The sequence below is a fragment of the Shewanella sp. 125m-1 genome, from assembly GCF_052977065.1.
The window spans coordinates 191,385-214,173 of the sequence record NZ_JBRILT010000003.1 but is presented as its reverse complement, the minus strand read 5'-3'; the positions used below and the strand labels follow the sequence as shown (position 1 = coordinate 214,173).

Below are 22,789 nucleotides of genomic sequence, written 5' to 3'. Positions count from 1 at the left end.
GAACCTAGAACCTAGAACCTAGAACCTAGAACCTAGAACCTAGAACCTAGAACCTAGAACCTAGAACCTAGAACCTATTTATATAACGAAGCATCACCCTTATTAGGCCGTGTCTTAAACCGTCTATGTAACCACATATACTGCGATTTATTACGGCTAATAATCTCTTCGATAATCTTATTGCCACGCTTGGCATCTTCAATCTCATTCTCGCCGGGAAAGTTATCTAACGGCGGCTGGATCTCAATATTGTAGCCTGTGTCGTCACTATTACGCTCAACAAAGAAAGGCAATACTTTGGCTTTTCCCAGTCTGGCTAGAGTGGTGGCGCCGGTGATCGTTGCGGCTTCGGGTACATTAAAGAAGGGGATGAAAGTGGCGCTTGAACGGCCAAAATCTTGGTCGGCGGTATACCAGATAACGTTAGGCTCGCGCAGGCTGCGTACCATCTGGCGTAGGTCGCGTTTGGGGACTAAGGCTTTGTTCGAGCGGAGCCGACCTTTAACCTGTAAGTATTCCATGACCGGATTATTGTGCGGGCGATACACGCCAACACCGGGCTGGAACTGACCAAAAATACGGGCGCCCATCTCTAGAGGCAGACAATGGACGGCAAATAAGATGACTCCTTGGCCGCTATCTAATGTCTGCTCGACATACTCTTGGCCTTTTATAGTCATGTGTTGCTGAATTTTTTCATCAGACCACCACCAGGCGTTAGCGGTATCGAAGATGGCTTTGCCTGTTTCTTCGAAGTTCTCTTTGAGCAACTGGTCGACTTCATTCTTGGGCATATCAGGGAAACACAGTTCTAGATTACGCCTTGCGGTCTTAGCGCGTCCGCCGACGAGCTTCATTCCTAAGCGACCAAGTGCTGTGCCCATTTTCATCTGCATTCGCAGCGGTAACAGTTGCGTTAAGCGCATAAAGCCCACGCCTAACCATATAAGCCAATACTTAGGGTGATAAAGGTGAGATGTAAATTGCGCTTTTTCTACCACGTAATTCTCGAGTCCATTGAAAAATTACTCATTATTCTAACTCAAAAGCGATTAGAATTAGGTACAATCACAATTAAATTTTGCGAAAGATATAGGCACTATGAAGATTTCTCTGCCAGCATTTGAAAAAGCCAAGGTTCTCGTTGTCGGTGACGTAATGTTAGATCGCTATTGGGCGGGCCCTACCGCGCGGATCTCACCTGAAGCTCCTGTTCCTGTAGTTAAAGTTGAACAGCTTGAGGATCGACCAGGCGGCGCAGCTAATGTGGCAATCAATATTGCAACTCTAGGTGGCAGTGCAAGTCTTGCGGGTATTGTGGGTGAAGATGAAACCGCTGACGCGCTTACTCTAGGCATTCAGACCCTTGGGGTCGAGCCGAACTGGCATAAAGTGGCTGGCAAACCGACTATCACTAAGCTGCGTGTTATGTCGCGTAACCAGCAGTTATTGCGTTTAGATTTTGAAGAAAACTACTCTGAAGCTGAGAGTGAAGCGCTGTTAGCACAAACCTTGCCGGAACTGGATAAGGTCGATGTCGCGGTGTTATCTGATTACGCTAAAGGGGCATTAATTTCGCCACAAAGCTTTATTGCCGCCGCTAACGCGAAAGGCGTAAAAGTGTTGGTCGACCCTAAAGGTAGTGATTTTGCAAAATATCGCGGCGCGTACCTGTTGACGCCAAATATGAGTGAGTTTGAAGTGGTGGTGGGCAAGGTTGAGTCTGAGTCGGACTTAGTGACTAAAGCGCAAGGTCTGCTTGAGGCGTATGACTTTACCGCTATGCTAGTGACTCGCTCTGAAAAAGGCATGACCTTGATTACTCGCGACCAACCTGAGCTACATATTCCTACCGTTGCTCGTGAAGTTTTTGATGTAACGGGCGCGGGTGACACGGTGATTTCAGCTTTAGCAACCGCCATTGCCGCGGGCAGTGATTTGCCGCAGGCCTGTGCTATCGCGAACACGGCAGCAGGCATCGTAGTGGCTAAACTTGGCACCTCGACGGTGACCCGCCTTGAGCTAATTGAAGCGTTATCGCTTAATCATGGTGAGTCTGGTTTTGGGGCGGTCAGCGAAGATCAACTGGCCTATGCGCTTGAGCAGGCAAAGCTACGCGGTGAGCGTGTGGTGATGACCAATGGCTGTTTTGATATCTTGCATGCAGGCCATGTGAGTTACTTACAACAGGCTCGCGCTTTGGGCGATCGCTTAATTGTGGCGGTAAATACTGACGCATCGGTTAAACGCCTTAAAGGTGAAGGCCGCCCGGTTAACACCGAAGATAGACGCATGACGGTATTGGCAGCCCTTGCCTCGGTGGATTGGGTGGTACCGTTTAGCGAAGATACACCGCAACGTATTATCTCTCGCTTACTGCCAGACCTATTGGTTAAAGGTGGCGATTATAAAGTGGAAGATATTGCCGGTGGCAGCGAGGTCATGGCCGCCGGTGGTCAGGTGAAAGTCTTGTGCTTTGAAGACGGTATTTCAACCACGGCGATTATCCAAAATATCATGGCTAATCAGTAGTATTAACGTTATATGATGAGCTCGCTTGCCGTCACTTTTGCGCTCAGTGTCGGTACTGCAAGTGGCTTTTTATGGACAGATATTGGTCCTAAAAAAGCCCTTGTTTGCGAGCTAAATCTGCTTGAAACTTGTGTTACCCAGCTTCCGCCATCAGCTCGTCGTCAACTTCCCACTCGGCTCAACGATTTACACTATCTACTCGGTCAGCGGGGCGCGATGGTGCTGCCTCTACGCCATGATCATATTGCTGGTTTGGTGATCACTGATTATGAGCAATTACCGCGTAGCCAAACGATTAATTGGGGCATGGGCCACTTCTCCTTGCCGCTTAAACAGCAGGCGCAATTAACTTATTGGCACGAGCTTGGGCATCTGTATGCCATTGACGCGCTAAGTCGTCAGGGGCAAACGATTACAAGCCCATATCAGCACGAGTGGTTGGCGGATCTGTATTTGGTTTGGCGCATTGCGCTTGAGACTCAAAGTTTAGATCTCGCATGGCAGCAGTACCATAGACGTAATCTCGCGGTGATGGCTGACAGTGAGTTTATATCCCACTGGTCGGTGCCCGTGCTCGCGCAGGTACTTGCGCATTATTCACTTGAGCAGCTAAATCAATTTGACAGTTTTAATGACTTTTGGCGCGACATATCGCCTCGACTCGTGCTGCATGACAAAGATACCCTCAATGAGTTTTCTAGCCTTATGCAGCGCACTTTTGGTGCAGGAACCGTGCAACCTTTGCCGGGTTATATCTATTGGCGCAAAGCAAAATTGGGCGAGTATTTAACGCCAACCTTGGTTGAGGTGATGGGGCAAACTGCAGCCGCTGACTGGCTTAGCTCGCAACAGATGACGGCTGAGTAAGAGCTGAATGAGAGCTGAATGGAAGTGATTGATTTAGGCATTGATAAAGTACTTTTGCTACAGTATCGCCATATCGATTTCAGTGAAGTGGTGTTATGGCAAAGCGTACTAAAATCCAAACTAAACAGACCATACAACAGATCCTCGATGAGGCGATGAAGCAGATTTTAGATCTGGGTTACGATGCCATGTCATATTCAACTTTGTCTGAGGCAACTGGCATTAGCCGTACCGGGATCAGCCATCACTTTCCCCATAAAATCGACTTCCTAAAACAGTTAGACTCACGCATCGCAAACCTGTTTATCGAACGCTTAGACTTCTCCTGTATTCAATCGTTACAAAATTCGTGGAAAGCCTCATTAAAGCTACCTTACTTTAGATCTATTATCCGTTTGTTCTTTGCCATTTGTGGCTCTAACCAGGTGCATGTTGAGCGTTATAACGCTATCAGCTTGGCCAGTGAAACGGCCGTAAAGGAATTGGGCGAGCAGGGAAGGTTACTGGTTAACGCTTTGGTTGGTCAGAGCGCGTTAGTGCTATTTGGCGAGCCCAATGAGGTTACCCGTTAGTATAGAGTCCACGATAAAAAGGCCGCAATTGCGGCCTTTTTAATGAGCATTAATTTAGTATTAGAAGTGCCACTGCAGGTAAACACTCTGATAGTTACTGCCGCCGCTAATACGGCCGAAGGCTGAACTTGACTCAAAGATCCCCGATCTATGATGGATGCTGTAACCAAACCACATGTTAACTAACTTAGCGGAATTAAAAATATCCCCCACATTGACGTCCAATGAGAAGTCTAAGTAGTTAAGTAATTTAGAGGGTTTGTAATCTTTAATTTCTAACTCGCTTCCCTCGATATGGGTGACGTTACTGACATAAGATAAGCCTTCTGCGACACCCAGTCTAAAGCGTGGACCCAGCTCGAAGGTGTAGAATGCTTTTACGGCTATTACAGCTTCGGCAATATCACTTTGTACCTCTGAGCTATGGTGCCAAACCAGACCTGGGGTCAGGTATAAGTCGATAGGGAAATTAAACAAACTATCGGTGAGCTGAGTACCATAAAATGCCGAGGTCATCTGGTTATTGTATGGGTCGGTCTTGGTTTGCCATTTCAAGATGGCATTAAGGTTGGATGGTGTTGCCCAGCCGTGGGCGATGCGGATATATTCGCTACCCTCTTTACGCTTAGTGGGGGCTGGTTGCGCTGAGTATTTTTTGCTATTAGGTTCAGGGAAGAAACCAAAGCCTAAGAATGACTCATATTGAAAGCGGTTATTAATGGTTGGCAAGTTGTAGACATCGTCTTCGAGACGACCAACGCCAAACTGTCCGAGCAGATATAGGTTGCTGAACACATGGTAGCGTGCTTTCACACCGGCGTTAACACTCACACCACCGCCTACATCGTATTGATTTAAGCCGTAGTAGTAGTCATTAAAATCAGCGCTTTTCCATTGAAATTCTGCATAAGGCTTGACTCTCCAGTCACCAGACTCCCAGTGATATTGGGTGCGGCTATAGGCATAGCTGCGTTTATGAGAGTCGGATAAAAAGGCCAGGTCAACATCCCACTCATCTTTAACGAAGCGATATTGTAATCCAAAATCAAAGGCTTGAGATTGGGTGTCGTTTTGCAGTTCTTTGGGGATGTCGACAAAACGAAAACGGGTGTAGAGGTTGATCTGATGGTTGTCGTTTTTCCAGATATGACCCGCAGCTTCCATTCCATTAATGTAGAAATAATCATTTTTAAAATAGATTAAAGGCAGGGTGTCGTATACCTCATCGTCTTCGGTTGCATAAGGAATATCGCCGCGGCGCATGCCAATGCCTATGCCCCAGTTATCGCTCCATTGCACTTTTGTGTCTTGCGCTAATTCGACGGGGGGCGGGGGCATTTTTGTTTGCTGGCTATTTTCTGCGGCCTGCAATGCGCTCATTGGTGCTAATAGTGTAAGGGGGAGCAACGAAAGCATTTTTTTTATCATATTATTTTCTTTTTAGCGCGGGGTACTGTGAGCTAGAGTACTGCTTTTTAACCGTGAATTACATAATTTTAACAACGACAAGTTAAATAGAACTTAATACCAATGTGGAATAAAAATAAAAGGCCGCATTGGCGGCCTTTTGGTGTTTAGCGATTAAACATTACTGCTAGTCAGCTTCTTTTAAGCTCTGTGTTAGCTCCACAATGGCCTTCTTACCATCGCCAAACAACATCAATGCGTTGTCCATGGCAAATAGCGGGTTAGGCAAGCCAGCAAAGCCTGGGCTCAATGAGCGCTTAACCACAACCACTGTTTTGGCTTTATCGACGTTAAGAATAGGCATGCCGTAAATTGGGCTGCCCTTATCTTCACGCGCCATTGGGTTGGTTACGTCATTGGCGCCAATCACAATCGCGACGTCAGTCTGTTCGAACTGTGGGTTGATCTCATCCATCTCAATCAACTGCTCGTAAGGCACTTCAGCTTCAGCAAGCAAGACGTTCATGTGACCAGGCATACGCCCTGCAACTGGGTGAATCGCATACAGCACCTGTGTGCCACGTGCTTCCATCACCGAGGCCAATTCACGCACGGCGTGCTGTGCTTGCGCCATGGCTAAACCGTAACCTGGAACAATCACTACGCGCTCGGCAGTTTCTAGTAGCATGGCCACTTCTTCTGGTGAAGATGACGTCACTTTACCCGCGTAGACTTCGTCGGCATCAATGGTTTCACCGCCTTCAGCCATCACACCAAACAGGACGTTAAACAGTGAGCGGTTCATGGCTTTACACATGATTTGCGTCAGGATAATACCCGATGCACCAACCAATGAGCCCGATACAATCAGTACTGTGTTGCCAGTGATGAAACCTGTGGTCGCTGCTGCAATACCTGAATATGAGTTAAGTAAAGCAATAACCACTGGCATGTCTGCGCCGCCAATGGGTACCACAAGTAGCAAGCCTAGAACCAGTGACACTGCAACCAAGGCGTAGATCAGGTTGATGTTGCTTGGATCCATGACGATAGCGATAGCAAGACCAATGGCACTGATAAGCAATAGTGCATTAAGCACCTTGTTGCCCGGCACCTTGATCGGGTTACCTGAAATCAGTTCTTGCAGCTTTGCAAACGCAACAAATGAGCCCGAAAGCGTGACCGCACCAATAATCACAGTCGCGGCAATAGACACAAGTGCAACCGTATGAGTTGCTGAGGTTGGATCAAGGAAGTTAGCCAATGCAATAAACAGTGACGCACCGCCGCCGAAGCCGTTTAGCATCGCAACCATTTGTGGCATTGAGGTCACTTGAATTTTGGTCGCCATAACAGCACCAATCGAGCCACCCAGTAACACACCAGCAATAATCCACTCGTAGCTTAAAATGCTTTGGTCAAACAGGGTGACCACTACCGCGATAAACATACCGAGCGCTGAAAGCTGGTTACCCCTAACGGCTGTACGTGGTCTAGTTAGCCCTTTAATACCTAAGATGAATAAGCATGAAGCTACCAAGTAGGCGAGGTAAATAATCGTCGTACTCATAGTGGCTTATTTCCTTTTAAACATGGCTAGCATGCGGTTGGTTACCATGTAACCGCCCACAACATTGATAGTGGCAAGTACCACAGCGACAAAGCCGAGTACGTTCACCCAAATACCAGCGCCAGAACCTGCTGACAACAGCGCGCCCACAAGCGAGATCCCTGAGATCGCATTTGAACCCGACATTAATGGCGTGTGCAGAGTAGGTGGCACCTTAGTGATCATCTCGACGCCTAAGAACACCGCAACCACAAATAGGGTCAATAGCAGTAAAATTTCCATTATTTAGCCTCCGGAGCTGTTTCAACTGGACTTTCTGCTGGACTGTCAACTTGGCTTGCAACGTCAAGCGCGGGTAAGCCTAAAAGCTCACGTAAACGCGCGCTGGTAACCTGACCTTGGTGAGCCACGACCGTGTCTTTTACGATCTCATCTTCAAAGTCGAGGTTTAACTCACCTTCTTTGCTGACAAGTAGCTTAAGTAAGTTTTCAATATTGGTACCGTACATCTGACTGGCATGGTTTGCTGCTGTGCCAGGGACGTTTGATGGCCCAAGAATGGTCACCCCCTTGTAAACCACCTCTTTATCGAGCTCAGTTAGTTCACAGTTACCACCGGTCTCAGCTGCGAGGTCGACAATAATGGTGCCGCGCTTCATGCCATCGACCATCTCTTTGGTGATAAGTATTGGTGCTTTACGGCCGGGGATAGCAGCGGTGGTGATAACGATATCTTGCTGAGCAAGTACGTTGGCCATTGCTTGCTGTTGGCGCTTAAGGAAGTCATCAGACTGCTCTGCAGCGTAACCACCTTTGGTTTCGGTATTTTCGGTGTCTAGATCGAGCTCAACAGGTTTGGCACCTACCGAGATAATCTGTTCCCGTGCTGCGGGGCGAATATCGTAAGCCTCAACCACAGCGCCTAAGCGTTTTGCAGTCGCACAAGCTTGAAGGCCTGCTACACCCACGCCCATGATAAAGGCGCGTGCAGGTTTTAGGGTGCCCGCTGCTGTCATCATCATGGGGAATAAACGCGGCGCTTTATGCGCAGCAAGTAACACCGCCTTATAGCCTGCGATTGTAGCCATTGAAGACAGAATATCCATGCTTTGTGCGCGAGTGATCCGTGGCACAAGTTCCAGTGCAATTGCGGTTGCACCAGTATCTGCAATCGCCTGGGCATTTTCGGGATGCGCTAGCGGATCCATCATGCCTATGACAATTTGCTGTGGCTTGATAAGCGATGTAAGTTCTGCGAGCTGTTCATCTTTTGCATTCACCACCGTGATGATGTCAGCGTCACTCAGAACTTGTTCGCGAGACACAATCGATGCGCCTGCTTGGATATAGTCTTCATCAGTAAAACCAGCATTGCTACCAGCGCCACTTTCAACAAGAACTTGTAGATTATTTTTAAGTAGTCGAGCCACATTGGCAGGAATAATCGCAACGCGACTTTCACCTGCGTGACTTTCTTTGGGTAGACCTAGCTTCACAAAGGTAAACCTCTCAGTTGAGGACATTAGTAGGAACAGATGTCATTTATTTTTCAGGGTGCATATTGTGGCGACTCTGGATTTAGACACAAGCGCATATTTTTCAATATCCTATTTTCAGGACTGGTCAGACTGAAAAGTTTGCGCTGCGACACACTTTTGAATAGAAGTTTGCACTCGCAAACCCTAGCCCAAATGGTTTATTTGAACCGCTAGTTACTTTTGTAGCTTAATTTTTGAACTTTGTATATTCCAAAATCGAATTAAAAATCAGCTTTTATTCTTTTTTTCTTTTTCAGCGAGGGGATAAGCTTGCCTACATTACACTGATACAGGGCCGTTTCCATGTTGTTAAAAGAGCTTTCATCACTCGCTTCGCCGCTTTCTGCTGGCCAAGTGGACAAGTTAAAGCAGCTCACTGCAGAGCTGAGTGCCGTTCAACTTGCTTGGGTTAGTGGCTATCTTGCTGCAACGTCTGAGCAAGGATCGGCGGGAGTACCACAAGCCGCGGGAAGCTCGCAAGCGGGTACAGAGCAAACTATTACCATTCTTTACGGAAGCCAAACGGGTAACGGTAGAGGAGTGGCAACTGAACTCGCCGAAAAAGCGCAGGCACAGGGCTATGCGGTCAACCTAGTGTCTATGGGTGACTATAAGACGCGTCAACTTAAACAAGAGAACTTACTGCTGTTAGTTGTGAGTACTCATGGTGAAGGTGAGGCGCCTGATGATGCTATTGAGCTGCACAAATTCTTAAGCTCTAAGCGCGCCCCTAAACTGGATAACCTTAATTACTCGGTGCTGGCATTGGGTGATTCAAGTTATGAGTTTTTCTGTCAAACCGGTAAAGACTTTGAGTCTCGCCTTAACGCATTAGGCGCGAGCGCTATTGCGCCATTGGTTGAGTGTGATGTGGATTACGAGGAACAATCACAGCAGTGGCAAGCGGATGTGCTAGAGGCGGTTAAGCCCTTGGTACAGAGCACGAGCGCAAGCGTGGTTTCAATTGCCAGCACCCAAGCTGTGACCTCAAGTTTTAGTAAACAAAAGCCTTACACCGCAGAGCTGCTTGTGAGTCAAAAGCTGACTGGCAGAGACTCAGATAGAGATGTTCGCCATGTTGAAATTGAGCTGGGTGAGTCGGGTATTGAATATCAAGCTGGTGATGCCTTAGGGGTGTGGTTTACCAACTCTCCAAGCTTGGTCTCAGAACTCATTGAAGCTTTGAAACTTGATGCTGATGAGCAGGTTAGTGTGGGTAAAGAGACCTTAACGCTTCAGGATGCGTTAACGAACAAGAAAGAGCTGACTCAACTTTACCCGGGCTTAGTGTCGGGATGGGCTGAGCTTAGTCAAGATCAAGCATTACTCGCAATCAGTGCGGATAAATCGTTAACCCGTGAGTTTGTTAATAACAACCAGGTGGCTGACTTAGTGCGCCAATACCCTGCGTCTGTGAGCGCCGAGCAATTTGTTGGCTTGCTACGCGGTATTACCCCAAGACTTTACTCTATCGCATCGAGTCAGGCTGAAGTTGAGTCTGAAGTGCACTTAACGGTGGCATTAGTTGAAGATGACCGTGACGGCGTAGCGCGTTTTGGCGGAGCGTCTCAGTTCTTGGCGAGCGCGGAGGAAGGTCAAGAAGTGCAGGTGTACGTTGAGCCTAATAATCACTTTCGTTTACCTGAAAATCCAGACACGCCAGTGATCATGGTCGGTCCTGGCACCGGTGTGGCACCTTTTAGAGCTTTCATGCAGCAACGGGCTGAGCAGGGCGCTCAAGGCAGTGCTTGGTTGTTCTTTGGTAACCCACATTTCGAGCAAGATTTCCTTTATCAAACTGAGTGGCAGCAATACCTGCAATCAGGTCTGTTATCTCGAATCGATTTGGCCTTTTCTCGTGATCAAGACCATAAAGTGTATGTGCAGCATAAGATTGCCGAACAAGGCGAGGCACTGTGGCAGTGGTTAGAATCTGGCGCGCATTTCTATATCTGTGGTGATGCTGAGCGTATGGCGAAAGATGTACATCAAGCCCTGTTAGATCTTGTTGTTGAGCACGGTGGTAAAAGCAAAGAGCAAGCGGCTGAATATTTAGAAGCACTGCGAGCGGCTAAACGTTACCAAAAAGATGTCTATTAAGACTCAGCGTTAAACGAGCACGCAATGATGAGCGCCGCTAGGGTGTAACTGGCGCGAGAGCAGAACAGAATTTGAAGAGAGTACCTTGCTATGAGTGAGCAAAAGTTAGCAGTAAATGAATACCTAAAAACCGACAGTGATTATCTGCGCGGTACGATTCAAGAAGGGTTAGACACCGCAGTAACGGGTGCGTTTAGTGAAGGCGATCAACAGTTGATCAAATTCCATGGCTTTTATCAGCAGGACGACCGTGACTTACGTAACGAGCGAAAAGAGCAAAAACTTGAGCCTCTATATAGCTTTATGTTGCGTGCCCGTGTGGCCGGTGGCGTGTGTTCGCCAGAGCAGTGGTTGGCGGTTGATAAAATAGCCTCGAACTTGACGAGCTCAAACAGTATCCGTTTAACCACGCGTCAAACGTTCCAGTATCACGGTATTCCAAAGCGTAATCTTAAGACGATTATTCAAGATCTCGACAAAGAGGCGCTGGACTCTATCGCGGCATGTGGTGATGTAAACCGTAACGTGATGTGTAACCCAAACCCTGTAGAGTCCAAGTTGCATCAACAAGCTTACGCTTATGCAAAGCAGCTGTCAGATAACATGTTGCCGCATACTAAAGCCTACGCTGAGATCTGGCTAGACGATGAAAAATTAGTGACCACAGAAGGTGAAGAGGTGGAGCCTGTTTACGGTAAAACCTACCTACCACGCAAATTTAAGATGGCGGTTGCCGTACCGCCAGATAATGATGTGGATGTTTACACTAATGATCTGGGCTTTATTGCTGTAGCCGAAGGCGATGAGTTGGTTGGCTTTAATATGGTTGCCGGTGGTGGCATGGGCTCAACTCATGGTGAAGTCTCGACCTTCCCACGTTTGGCCGACGACTTTGGCTATATCAAGGCCGAAGACACCTTAAAGTTTGCCGAAGCGGTAATGACGATTCAGCGTGACTGGGGTAATCGTGAAAACCGTAAATTATCACGCTTAAAGTACACCATTGTTAAACATGGTTTTGACACTTTTAAAGCTGAAATTGAAGCGCGCACCGGCATTAAGTTTGAACCTAAGCGTGATGTAGTGATTGGCGATCGCGGTGATCGCTATGGCTGGAAGCAAGGTGTAGATGATAACTGGCACTTAACGCTATTTATTGAAGGCGGCCGCGTTACAGATCTACCGGGTCAGCCGCTGCAAACAGGCCTGAGAGAAATTGCGAAAATTCACCAGGGTGATTTTCGTATGACCTCAAACCAAAATATTATTATTGCGGGTGTACCGAGTGCAGATAAAGAGCAGATTGAAGGCTTAGCAAGGCAGCATGGCTTACTTGGCAAGCTTATTACCGAAACCCGCGGTCACTCAATTGCCTGTGTGGCACTGCCAACGTGTGCGCTTGCTATGGCAGAAGCCGAGCGCTATTTCCCCGATTTTCTGACTAAGGTTGAAGGCTTGCAAGAAAAGCATGGTTTCCTCGACCAAGGCATTGTTATTCGCATGACGGGTTGCCCCAATGGTTGTGCAAGACCCTTTGCTGCTGAAATTGGTTTAGTCGGTAAAGCGCCGGGTCGTTATAACCTCTATTTAGGCGCGAGCTTTGAAGGCACCCGCTTGAATAAATTATATCGTGAGAATATCCAGGAAGCGGAGATCCTTGCGGAGTTAGATACCCTGTTTGCGCAATATGTATCACAGCGCCAGGCGGGTGAAACTTTTGGTAACTACACCGTGCGAAGTGGCGTAGTTGCAGCTGTGAACGATGCGGCTAAGGACTTTCATGGTTGATACCCACAATGTTGTTGATTCTGTGATTACGGCGGACGCGCTTAGCGCGTTATTAAGCGCGCCGAAAGTAGAGCAACAAGCTGAATTAAAACGCGTCAATGAATTTTTAGCTGAGTTGACACCCGTCCAGCGCGTGCGCTGGGCATTGGCATACTTGCCGGGTAAGCATGCATTATCGTCAAGTTTTGGTATTCAAGCGGCGGTGATGTTGCATATGGTTAGCGCTGAAAAGGCAGATATTCCAGTACTGCTCACCGATACGGGTTACCTATTTAGCGAAACCTATCAATTTATCGACGAGTTGACTGCAAGGCTCTCGCTTAATCTCAAGGTGTATGCATCGCCTTATAGCGCGGCATGGCAAGAAGCGCGCTTTGGTAAGTTGTGGGAGCAAGACTTAGATGGTCTGGATAAATATAACCAGATCAACAAAGTAGAACCTATGCAACGTGCCTTGGCTGAGCAAGAGGTCGGTACCTGGTTTGCGGGGTTGAGACGTTCTCAATCGAGTACTCGTGAGGCTCTGCCAATTTTGGCGATTCATGGACAGCGCTATAAAATTCTACCGATCATTGATTGGAGCAATAAACAGGTGCATGAGTACTTAACCGAGTTTGAGCTGCCTTATCACCCATTATGGGAGCAAGGTTATGTCTCTGTGGGCGACACCCATTCGAGTAAACCCCTAGAGCTGGGAATGAGTGAAGAGGAAACGCGTTTTAATGGATTAAAGCGTGAATGTGGTCTGCACTACGACATTTAGTGATAGAAACAGGCTAAGCAGAGTAATCGCCATAACAAGTGGTACAAACGTGCCATTTGTAGGCGAGTGAAACGTATATCTGCATACAAATTAAATCTTTGTAAGTGATTGTTGTAAAATGGTTTTAGTGCTTTAGTATTAATTTTTGTTTATTTCTGTACATTTTTACTCACAAGGTTATGCACAGTTATTTTTTTAGGCTATAGTTTGAGGTTCCCGTAGATGGTTTTAGGGAACTGTTCTGTATCAAGCTCGATTGGGCTAGGCAAGGTTTAGTCTTCCACTGATTATTCGAGACGTACATCAAATGTGGTGTACATATCAAAATCAGCTAAACATTGCAGGCAGAGCCGTCAGTAACCAGATAAACCAAGCTCATTTTTTTACAGCCAAGGGGCGAAAAAAATGAGTGCTTTGATTGGCTTGCTAGCGCCTGCTTATCAAGCGATTTGTGCCCCAGGCAACCCCGCTATGTTGGGTTGCCTGGGGCTTTCAAGTATTTGGGGCTGGCGTTTGCTGTTATTATTCAGTCTCACCTCGCGCTAAATTAGTGTCATTTTTAGTTTCCCCCCACCCCTATTTAATCCAAATAGCATCATATTTCAGTCAATTTCCGCCGCTATTTCATACAGATTAGTATTAGCTACACACAATGTTGTAGTATTGATTCGGTAACACCGTTTACTGCTGTTTATACTGGATTAATTGAATTTTTAAATGGAGTTTTGAATGAATAAGATGCTTATTGCTGCAGTGGTTGTCGCTGCGGGTGCTGGTGGATATTGGTATAGCCAGCAATCAACGCAGGTGTCGGCAAGCGATAATGCTGTATTAAGCTATGTGCCAGCAGATACCCCGATTTTCTCTGCTCAGCTACAACCTTTTCCTATTAAGTCTTATATCAATTCTCTTTCTGAGGCCTATAGGCAGTATCCTGCTGATGCCTTAGATGATCTCGAGCAAGAATCCGACCCTAAAACACGATTTATATTGAGCCTTGCTAAGTCATACATGGCGTCAATGAAAGACGGTAGCACTTTTATTCAAACCTTTGGCCTTGCAGAAAATATTCGTAGCTACTTTTACACGCTCGGCCTAATGCCGGTGATAAAAGTTGAAGTTGAAAATGCCGATGCGATTTGGGCGTTACTCGATAAAGCCGAGGCTGATAGTGGCTTTACTCACACAAATGCCAATTTAAAGGGCGTGGATTATCGTAGCTATCAGCTCACAGATGAAAGCGAAAAAGAGCATATTAATCTGATTGTTACAGTGCATGATGGCCTGCTGGTATCAACCATAACCACCTCTTTTAGTGAAGCTGTTTTACTGGAAACCGCACTAGGCGTGACACCAGTGGATAATTCAATTGTTGATGCACATATTATTGAAGACATCATCAAGAACAATGGCTTTATGAACGAAGGTGTGAGCTATATCAATCATAAAGAGATTGTCACTGCGCTAACCAGCACAGATGGAAATCAACTTGCAGGTCAGCTATCTAAGTTATTTGAAATGGTTGAAGAAGACCCTCTGGTAGAACTTAGAACACCGGCATGTCAGCAGGAGCTTGCATCGATAGCCGATAATTGGCCGCGTACGGTGGCAGGTTATGATGAGCTTAAAGTGACCGACAAAGAAAGCATATTTGGTTTTAGAACGGTAGTAGAAAGTAATAACCAGGTGCTGCTAAATGCCTATCAAAAGCTGCGTGGATATATTCCAGCTTATGTACAAGACATTGACAATAGTGTGTTTACTTTCGGTCTTGGAATTGATGTTAACCAGATGGTGCCGTCATTAACGGCTATTTGGGACGACATGTTAACTCCGGAGTACCAGTGTGGCCCCCTTGCTGAAATGCAGGTGCAGATGAGCCAACAGAGCCCTGCAATGCTAGGCATGTTTACGGGGATGGCAAATGGCGTGAAAGGTATTGGTGTCTCGCTTATCGATTATAAGATCAGTGACAATCTTGATAATCCACAGCTTGAAAGCCTAGATGCGGTATTGAGTTTGTCTGCTGAAAACCCCGCAATGCTGTTTAACTTGGTGAAGCCTTTTGCACCTGAGCTGGCCAATATTCAGCTACCAGCTAATGGTGATGCAATCGATCTCAACACGATTATCCCAATACCAGCAGAGGTGAATGTCTCGCCAAAGTTGGCAGTTAAAGGGAATCACTTAGTGTTGTTTGCGGGCAATAAAGGTGAGGCTATCGCTAATAGCTTAGCGGCTGAAACGCTAGTCAATAATGGCTTGATGGTGATGTCTACTGATTACATGAAGATGTTTAAGCCTTTGCTAACCTTTATTGAGTTAACGGGCGAGCCTATACCTGAAGAGCTTGAGATGATGAAAGACTACGATATGCGCGTTAAGCTAAGTCTAGATATCGACCAGAAAGGCTTTGAGATTGACTCTTATGTTAACTCTCGCTCAACTCAGTAAAGCATTTATGCAATAATGAGCAATCGAAAACGCCAGCCAGTTACGGCTGGCGTTTTTATTTACCAATAGCATTATGGTTTGGAGTCAAGATGACTGAACAGGTTGTTTGTGGGGTATTTTTAAAAGCCAATGAAGTGAGGTTGGTTACCCTGTCGGGAAGTCGGGATACTCATCATGTTATCGCGCCTAAGGTGAATAAATTTAGCTTAGTGAAAAACCCGACTCAACAAGATACTCGTGAGTTTGTCGCGTTAATCAAGGCTTATATCAAGGAACATAAGCTTGATAAGTTAGTTGTCAATCGACGTGCGACAACGGGGCAAGGTGCTGGTGGCGCAGGCACTTTTTTAATGGAAGGCGCGATATTAGCCAGCGTAGAGATCGAGGTTGAGTTTGCTCATCCTGCTACACTAAGAGCAACCGATAAGCGTTGTAGTGACCTCAAAACACACAGACCTAAAACGGTCGACTTGGGCAAGGCTTACGATTTAGCGTTTGAGTGTCTGGGCTAGTGCGGAGTTGATCCTTAATCAGCTCTTTACGTATTAAGTAGCTAAAGCATTAAATAAATAAAGCTAAGTGTTTGATTTGGCCGTGAGGCTAAATTGAATATTGATAATAAGAACAAAATACAAACAATTCATAGAGTCAAAATGATTCATTGAATCAAAAAGGTGAACAACATGATTAAACAGCTTTCAAAATTTGGATTTGTCGCATTATTGCTGATGCCACTCGCTGCGATGGCAACCGATTTAAAGGTGGGGGATATCGCACCTGACTTTAAACTGCAGGCAACAGATGGCCATTTTTACCAATTAAGTGACTACAAAGGTAAGCAAAATTTGGTTTTGGCCTGGTACCCAATGGCAAACACGCGTGGCTGTACTTTGGAATGTAAATCGTTAGTGGAAAAGGGTCACCTAATCCGTGAATATAACGCCGTATACATGATGGCTAGCGTTGATGATTTAGAAGATAATCAAGCCTTTGCCCGTGAGCAAAAGGCAGACTTTCCAATGCTTAGCGATCCAAGCAAAGAGACTGCCAAGGCATACGATGTGCTTAACTTTGTTCGCGTTGCGAGCCGGGTGACATTTTACATCGGCACCGACGGTAAGATTTTAAAAATTGATGAAGATATCAATGCTAAAACAGCAGCGGAAGATATCGCCGCAAACTTGGCTGAACTGAATATTGAGAAGGTTAATCTAGAGTCTGCAACGCCTCAAGGCGACACCGATCAAGTTGACTAATTTCGATTAAACGGCACAGCAAAAATCCCTGCAATGGCGACATTGCAGGGATTTTTATTTGATAAATATCAGCTTAACTAGCTTAGTTATACAGATGAGGATTAAAACTCATCTTCCGTTTCACCCTGGATCCGCGCTTTTCTATCTTGCTCCTCTTCAAAAGCGGCTTGGATCTCGGCTAGCACCGCCTCAATATCGGCACTTTGCTCGCTCTCAATAAACTCACCTGTTAGCTCAGTATCGGGTAACAAGTCGCCAGACTCGAACTTAAGCCACATCTCTTGGGCATATTTACTGCCGAGCAGTGACGGCGCAAATTGACCGTAATACTGAGTCATATTATTCACATCACGTAATAACATGCGTTTAGCGTTATTGTTGGCAGCGGCATCGACCGCTTGAGGCAGATCAATGATCACAGGTCCAGTATGGTCGAGTAACACGTTAAACTCAGATAAGTCACCGTGAATAAGGCCTGCACATAGCATACGCTGCACATCTTTCATCACCATAGCATGGTGCGCGATGGCCATATCGGCGTTAAGAGTGACATCGTTAAGTCGTGGTGCCACATAACCGGCTTCATCTGTGATGAGCTCCATTAATAGCACACCATCAAAACAGCCATAAGGCGTAGGCACACGCACGCCAGCATCCGCTAGACGAAACAGTGCATCGACCTCGGCATTTTGCCATGCCTGCTCTTGTTCTTGGCGTCCGTAGTTAGATCCTTTCTCCATCGCCCTTGTTCGACGAGAGTTACGACCCTTACGTCCTTCACGGTATTCGACGGCTTTCTTAAAGCTGCGCTTATCAGCTTCTTTATAAATTTTGGCACAACGAACGTCGTCGCCACATCTAACTATGTAAACATCGGCTTCTTTGCCGCTCATTAATGGACGAATCACTTCGTCAATTAGTCCTTCATCAACCAGAGGTTGGAGTCGTTTTGGGGTTTTCATTGGGCTCTTATACCTTAGTTAGCCTGGTGATGGAATGCATTCGCTTATTATCATAGAAAAAAAATGACATTAATCAGTATTTGTTAGCCGAAAACCGCTAGCGTTTTTCTTGGGGAACGATAGCTAAAGTCCCCTTTAATGGCAGAAGCGATGCGTCTAACTTCTTGGTTGCGATAAGTTTATCAATCAGAGGATCCTCAAAGGCGAGCTGATTGAGCTGCATTGCTGGGGTAAGACCAACACCTGAGATCAGCTGACCGTTGGGAGCATACACAACTCCTTTACTAAATTGCACCTCAATACCACTGTTGGGCAAAGTCACGCGATGACGAGGGCTTAGACTGCCGCGGGTGGTTTCACCTATTAGCTCGACATTAGGCCATTGCAGCGAAGCGAGAGCTACCCATTCGCACTCTAGTTCGCAACTTGAATCAACTAATAAGGAGAGGTAATGACTCTGCTGCTGGCTGTTAGATACCAGAGTTGGATGATATTTACGTACTAGATAATCGCTAAATACGGATGCGGGAGGCTGATGAGTTTCAAACCCCTGGTTTTTTAGCTCAGCTTGTTCAAAAAAGCTTAATTGTGACATTGGTATGTAGCACGTGGGAAGTTGGTCGGCTCTGGATGTCGCAAAGCGCTTGTATTGTAATAAACCGATACTTTGCGGCTTATGTTGTTTAGCAAAATGGGTAATCAGCCAAGCCATAAGCAAGGGTTGAGGCTGCTTAATTGCCCGGATATCAATAACCAGCGGCGCAGTGGGATCAGTGCTAAGCCTTGCTAATTGGCTTGAAAGTAAATCTATTGTGGCTGCGTCTATATTTGGGCTTAGGCGCACAACATCTAAAGGCAAGGTGCTCTGAGGTGGGCTCGTTTCTGGAGCTGTCACTTCTAGAGCATTTACTTTTGGTGGCAGCTCTTTTGCAGTCAGCAGATCTTGCGTCAGCTTGATAGAGCGTTGCAGGCTTGTTTCGCCATTACTTAGGGTTATTACGGTTTCATCTCTGTCACTAAGGCCAATATCTAGCCTTAATCTGGCAATCTGTTTTATCCAGCGGCTTTGCGCCTGAGTCGACAACTTTATTGGATCGGCAAGATAGGTCAGGCTCGCCTCTACCCAACGTCTCATTGGTAGTCCATCGATATGAGTCAGGTAGGGAAAGTCTGGTTCGAGTATTTCACCATGTTGGGTAAATGCTTGCCAGTAATGACCATCAAAGAGTATGTCTATTGGCAGTTGCTGCAAACGGCTTATGTTGCCCGAAGCATTTATGGGGAGCAGCGCTCCGGCGCCGGGATCATTGAGTTGGCTTAGTAGTTGTAGTAACTGCTGCTCCAACTGTATGGCATGGTTACTGTTAGTCGCTGACAGCAGCAGTGACTGAGTTGCATGTGTGATAGCGGTTACACGCTCAGGGTCCATGGCGGCAAAGGCGGAATGCTGCTTAATGGCTTCAACAAGGGTATCAATATCTTGCTGATACTGTCTGTGGTTAAGTGTGGTTTTACCTGGGCTGGAGGGGAGTGATAGGTGAATGAGCTGAGCAGTACTCGCGCAAATTAGTATAGCGAAAATGCTAATGATGCCCTTAAAGCTCAAGCTCATGCTTCATCCTTTTTAATGCAGGCTTGGCGTGGTGTAGAACCAGGCCTGCTATAGATGTTTTTGGTATCGAGCCTACTACTGGTTATTCAATGCTGCTTACTCGTATCGCTTGCTGGCAGTCGCTCGCTGTCGATAGTGTGTTGTCAGTGACAGTAATGGCTAGTGGCGTCGATTACAAAATGTCGTTGATCGAAACCCCGATACCTATTCGTTGGTTATGTACATTGTAGTCGATTAAACTTTCGCCGTAGCCATTAAAATATTGAGTATAAAGTCTTAAGTTACCCAAAATCGGATAGCTCCAAGTAAACTCGACTGCGCCATAGTTAGGTTTTTGAATGTAGTTGCGCACCATTAAGGTAAACCTATGTTCATCGAGTCCGTAAACGCCAGTGAGCTCTACATTTCCCATATAATCAGTAATGTCGGGATTATCATCGCCTCGTGGTGAGCTGGGCGTCTCTTTTTCATCTTCAGGAATACGCCACCATGCCTTGGCTTCAATAGCAAAGGGACCATTATCAAATACCATCATGCCATAGAGCCTGTTCCAGCTACGAGAACGAGGGCCAGACTGGCCATTAGATTGATGCACAGCACCCAGCCCCCAAAAAGAGTTGGTCAGTGGTCCTAGCTGCCAGTCATTGGTAAACAGCATAAAGATCTCTGGCTCGTGGTTAGTCTCTCTAAACGGCGAGGAGATCTCTTTATTGTATACCTGCCAGTAAGACTGGTTGGTATAGGCCGCAAACAGATGACCGTTATCACCAAATACATTATGCCAAAGCGGAAACTTAAAGCTGATTTGAAACTTAGCTTCCATGTTATCTAAACCAAATGGATGCTCAGCGGCTTCCTCAGCAAAAGGAGCCATATTAGGTGATGCGCTGTAAGTCACAGGCAAAATGTAGTTCACTTTGTGCGGCGTGATGACATAGGGGAGATCGCCAGTGGCACTTTCCTCTGAGATGCGCTTATCGACTAATGACCTTTCTTTCTTTGGCTGGACTTCTATATTCGCGTTGCTGCTTTGTGTATCGGCAGCGTAAAGCGTAAATGAGCAACACACGCATAGCGGTATGAGTAGCGCACTAAGTTTGTTCATAACTTTCCCTGAGATTTGGTAGATCAATATGCAGCATTTTGTTATTTGTGCTGGATTCTACCTAGCTGCATAAAGATTTAACAGCTATTGAGCAGTCATGTAACACAAAGACACCTTTGATGGTGTGAAGTGCGAGCCTGTACGGCGCGTTGCTTATTTACTTGATTTTGTGACGCCTAACTAGATCTAAATGCAATAACTTAGTGCTAAAAATGAGCTAAGAGAAAACCTTCATCAACGCCTTCGTCACGATAAATATTTTTTCCCTTTATTATACATACACTTAATGGGTTGCTGGTTTAAGTAGTACGCTATTGAAAATCATTCAAATAACAAAAAGTTATAACGAGTAATAAATATCTATTTATTATGGAATAAGCAGCCCGCTATATTTCAACATAACGAAATAGAGTGAGGTAGCGTGATGGAGATTGTAGCTTTACCCGGTCAAGCCGAATTAGGCAAAGTATGGCTAGTGGGAGCAGGACCTGGTGATGTCGATCTACTGACGGTTAAAGCATATCGGGTGCTGCAAAGTGCCGATGCCGTACTTTATGACGCATTAGTAAGTGATGATATTCTTGCGCTTATCCCACAGCATGCCGAGAAAATTGCCGTCGGTAAACGCGCAGGCAAGCATAGCGCCGCGCAAAGTGAGATAAACCAGCTGCTGGTAACAAAGGCCTACACCCGTAAAAATGTCGTCCGTTTAAAAGGCGGCGACCCGTTTATTTTTGGACGTGGTGGCGAAGAACTCGAGACGATTGTTGCTGCCGGAGTCGATTTTGAAGTCGTGCCAGGAATAACCGCAGCGAGTGGCACTGCAGCCTATGCAGGTATCCCGCTTACTCACAGAGATCATGCTCAAGGCGTTACCTTTATTACTGGTCATTGCAAGCTTGAGAGCCGTCCCATGGACTGGCAAGGCTATGCGAACCCCAATAATACTTTAGTGGTTTACATGGGGATCTTAAACGCAAGCCGGATAAAGCAAGGTTTGATGGGAGCCGGCAGAAAAGCTGACACCCCAGTGGCTATCGTATCGAAAGCCACGACTGCCGAGCAGCAAACTTTTGTAGGGACACTCGACAATATTGATGAGCTAGCTAATCATCCCGACTTAGTGATGCCAGCGTTGATGGTAATAGGTGAAGTGGTAGCGCTCGCCGATAGTTTAAATTGGTTTACCCCTAAAAAGACTAGCCAGCTCAATAGCTCTGAATTAGCCGCACAACTTAAATAAGCTACGCCTAAACGTAACTGCCCGGCCAACTCAATGATCCTGAGTTAGCCGTAATGAAAAATAATTGATTGAAGAATACGGAGAATTAGCATGGCCGCGAAAGAGTTAAGCCATTTGCAACAACTGGAAGCTGAGAGCATTCAAATCATTCGTGAAGTGGCGGCTGAGTTTGATAATCCAGTCATGATGTATTCCATCGGTAAGGACTCTTCTGTGATGCTTCATCTGGCTCGCAAAGCTTTCTATCCGGGAAAGATCCCCTTCCCACTGTTACATGTCGACACCGATTGGAAGTTCAAAGAGATGATCGCCTTTCGTGATGCTCAGGCTAAAGAGTTTGGTTTTGAGCTACTGGTTCATAAAAACGCTGAAGGCATAGAGATGGGGATTAACCCATTTGAGCATGGCAGCGCTAAGCACACTGACATCATGAAGACCCAAGGATTAAAGCAGGCGCTGAATAAGTATGGCTTTGACGCCGCTTTTGGTGGCGCACGTCGCGATGAAGAGAAGTCTCGCGCTAAAGAGCGCGTCTATTCGTTCCGCGATAAGCACCATACATGGGACCCTAAGAATCAACGCCCAGAGCTATGGCGTACCTATAATGGTGCGGTGAATAAGGGCGAAAGCATTCGTGTGTTCCCGTTATCTAACTGGACTGAACTGGATATTTGGCAATATATCTATCAGGAAAATATCCAGCTTGTGCCGCTGTACTTTGCCCAAAAACGTCCGGTTGTCGAGCGCGATGGCATGATGATTATGGTTGATGACGACAGAATGCCACTTGCACAGGGCGAGCTGCCGAAAGAGGAGTTAGTGCGCTTTAGAACCTTAGGCTGCTACCCATTAACCGCAGCGATGCACTCAGAGGCCGACACGCTAGAGAAGATCATTGAAGAGATGTTATTGACTCGCTCAAGTGAGCGCCAAGGTAGGCTTATCGATTCAGATCAAAGTGCATCGATGGAACTGAAAAAACGTCAGGGCTATTTCTAAACGCATGTCATCTGGGATGAA

Annotated in this window: 19 protein-coding genes; 11 read left to right on the top strand and 8 right to left on the bottom strand. The window is 46.3% G+C overall.

All coding sequences use genetic code 11. The annotated features are described in order from the left end of the window. Window positions 1–74 precede the first annotated feature (74 nt). On the bottom strand, window positions 75–1,001 hold the full coding sequence (locus ACVBIK_RS03015) for an LpxL/LpxP family Kdo(2)-lipid IV(A) lauroyl/palmitoleoyl acyltransferase (RefSeq protein ID WP_447169068.1): 927 nt from the start codon (window positions 999–1,001) through the stop codon (window positions 75–77). A 100-nt stretch (window positions 1,002–1,101) separates the two neighbouring features. Between ACVBIK_RS03015 and hldE the strand changes: the two genes are divergently transcribed. The 3 genes from hldE (at window position 1,102) to ACVBIK_RS03000 (ending at window position 3,971) form a co-directional block, all read left to right on the top strand. Further along, on the top strand, window positions 1,102–2,532 hold the full coding sequence (gene hldE / locus ACVBIK_RS03010; protein ID WP_447162999.1) for a bifunctional D-glycero-beta-D-manno-heptose-7-phosphate kinase/D-glycero-beta-D-manno-heptose 1-phosphate adenylyltransferase HldE: 1,431 nt from the start codon (window positions 1,102–1,104) through the stop codon (window positions 2,530–2,532). 12 nt (window positions 2,533–2,544) lie between these two features. Further along, window positions 2,545–3,399, top strand: coding sequence for a hypothetical protein (locus ACVBIK_RS03005; protein ID WP_447159420.1), 855 nt, complete (start codon window positions 2,545–2,547; stop codon window positions 3,397–3,399). A gap of 95 nt (window positions 3,400–3,494) precedes the next feature. Next, on the top strand, window positions 3,495–3,971 hold the full coding sequence (locus ACVBIK_RS03000; RefSeq protein WP_447159421.1) for a TetR family transcriptional regulator: 477 nt from the start codon (window positions 3,495–3,497) through the stop codon (window positions 3,969–3,971). A gap of 60 nt (window positions 3,972–4,031) precedes the next feature. On the opposite strand, the gene ACVBIK_RS02995 is transcribed toward ACVBIK_RS03000, so the two are convergent. The 4 genes from ACVBIK_RS02995 to ACVBIK_RS02980 form a co-directional block, all read right to left on the bottom strand. Continuing rightward, window positions 4,032–5,399 carry a MipA/OmpV family protein gene (locus tag ACVBIK_RS02995; RefSeq protein ID WP_447169067.1) on the bottom strand — a complete coding sequence of 456 codons (1,368 nt, stop codon included), beginning with the start codon at window positions 5,397–5,399 and terminating at the stop codon, window positions 4,032–4,034. Between the two features lie 166 nt (window positions 5,400–5,565). Next, window positions 5,566–6,948 (bottom strand): NAD(P)(+) transhydrogenase (Re/Si-specific) subunit beta, encoded by a 1,383-nt coding sequence (locus ACVBIK_RS02990; RefSeq protein ID WP_447159423.1) that lies wholly within the window; start codon window positions 6,946–6,948, stop codon window positions 5,566–5,568. 6 nt (window positions 6,949–6,954) lie between these two features. Beyond that, entirely contained in the window at window positions 6,955–7,230 is a 276-nt protein-coding gene (locus ACVBIK_RS02985; protein ID WP_447159424.1) for an NAD(P) transhydrogenase subunit alpha, read from the bottom strand. Next, entirely contained in the window at window positions 7,230–8,444 is a 1,215-nt protein-coding gene (locus tag ACVBIK_RS02980) for a Re/Si-specific NAD(P)(+) transhydrogenase subunit alpha (RefSeq protein WP_447169066.1), read from the bottom strand. The genes ACVBIK_RS02985 and ACVBIK_RS02980 overlap by 1 nt, the downstream gene beginning before the upstream one ends. 345 nt (window positions 8,445–8,789) lie before the next feature. On the opposite strand from ACVBIK_RS02980, the gene ACVBIK_RS02975 reads away from it, so the two are divergent. The 6 genes from ACVBIK_RS02975 (at window position 8,790) to ACVBIK_RS02950 (ending at window position 16,847) form a co-directional block, all read left to right on the top strand. Beyond that, window positions 8,790–10,586: an assimilatory sulfite reductase (NADPH) flavoprotein subunit gene (locus tag ACVBIK_RS02975; protein WP_447169065.1), complete on the top strand. Its 1,797-nt coding sequence runs from the start codon at window positions 8,790–8,792 to the stop codon at window positions 10,584–10,586. A 90-nt stretch (window positions 10,587–10,676) separates the two neighbouring features. Beyond that, a complete protein-coding gene (cysI, locus tag ACVBIK_RS02970) occupies window positions 10,677–12,374 on the top strand; it encodes an assimilatory sulfite reductase (NADPH) hemoprotein subunit (RefSeq protein ID WP_447162994.1) in 1,698 nt (565 codons plus the stop codon). Continuing rightward, the gene (locus ACVBIK_RS02965) at window positions 12,367–13,137 is read left to right on the top strand and encodes a phosphoadenylyl-sulfate reductase (protein ID WP_447159428.1); all 771 of its coding nucleotides are present in this window, start codon (window positions 12,367–12,369) and stop codon (window positions 13,135–13,137) included. Before cysI ends, ACVBIK_RS02965 begins: the two co-directional genes overlap by 8 nt. Before the next feature lie 729 nt (window positions 13,138–13,866). Continuing rightward, a complete protein-coding gene (locus ACVBIK_RS02960) occupies window positions 13,867–15,591 on the top strand; it encodes a hypothetical protein (RefSeq protein WP_447159429.1) in 1,725 nt (574 codons plus the stop codon). 89 nt (window positions 15,592–15,680) lie between these two features. Then, a complete protein-coding gene (locus tag ACVBIK_RS02955) occupies window positions 15,681–16,103 on the top strand; it encodes a DUF3010 family protein (RefSeq protein ID WP_447159430.1) in 423 nt (140 codons plus the stop codon). A 171-nt stretch (window positions 16,104–16,274) separates the two neighbouring features. Next, the gene (locus ACVBIK_RS02950; protein ID WP_447159431.1) at window positions 16,275–16,847 is read left to right on the top strand and encodes a peroxiredoxin family protein; all 573 of its coding nucleotides are present in this window, start codon (window positions 16,275–16,277) and stop codon (window positions 16,845–16,847) included. Between the two features lie 101 nt (window positions 16,848–16,948). Here the strand turns inward: ACVBIK_RS02950 and ACVBIK_RS02945 are convergent, their stop codons facing one another. From ACVBIK_RS02945 to ACVBIK_RS02935, 3 genes are all read right to left on the bottom strand, one after another. Then, a complete protein-coding gene (locus ACVBIK_RS02945; protein WP_447159432.1) occupies window positions 16,949–17,809 on the bottom strand; it encodes a PA4780 family RIO1-like protein kinase in 861 nt (286 codons plus the stop codon). Between the two features lie 97 nt (window positions 17,810–17,906). Then, complete coding sequence (locus tag ACVBIK_RS02940; RefSeq protein ID WP_447169064.1) at window positions 17,907–19,421, bottom strand: hypothetical protein; 1,515 nt, start codon at window positions 19,419–19,421, stop codon at window positions 17,907–17,909. A gap of 172 nt (window positions 19,422–19,593) precedes the next feature. Next, window positions 19,594–20,526: a phospholipase A gene (locus ACVBIK_RS02935; RefSeq protein ID WP_447159434.1), complete on the bottom strand. Its 933-nt coding sequence runs from the start codon at window positions 20,524–20,526 to the stop codon at window positions 19,594–19,596. Between the two features lie 424 nt (window positions 20,527–20,950). Between ACVBIK_RS02935 and cobA the strand changes: the two genes are divergently transcribed. Both cobA and cysD read left to right on the top strand, forming a co-directional pair. Continuing rightward, complete coding sequence (cobA, locus tag ACVBIK_RS02930) at window positions 20,951–21,769, top strand: uroporphyrinogen-III C-methyltransferase (RefSeq protein WP_447169063.1); 819 nt, start codon at window positions 20,951–20,953, stop codon at window positions 21,767–21,769. Window positions 21,770–21,859: 90 nt separating this feature from the next. After that, window positions 21,860–22,768, top strand: coding sequence for a sulfate adenylyltransferase subunit CysD (gene cysD, locus ACVBIK_RS02925; RefSeq protein ID WP_447159435.1), 909 nt, complete (start codon window positions 21,860–21,862; stop codon window positions 22,766–22,768). Window positions 22,769–22,789 lie beyond the last annotated feature (21 nt).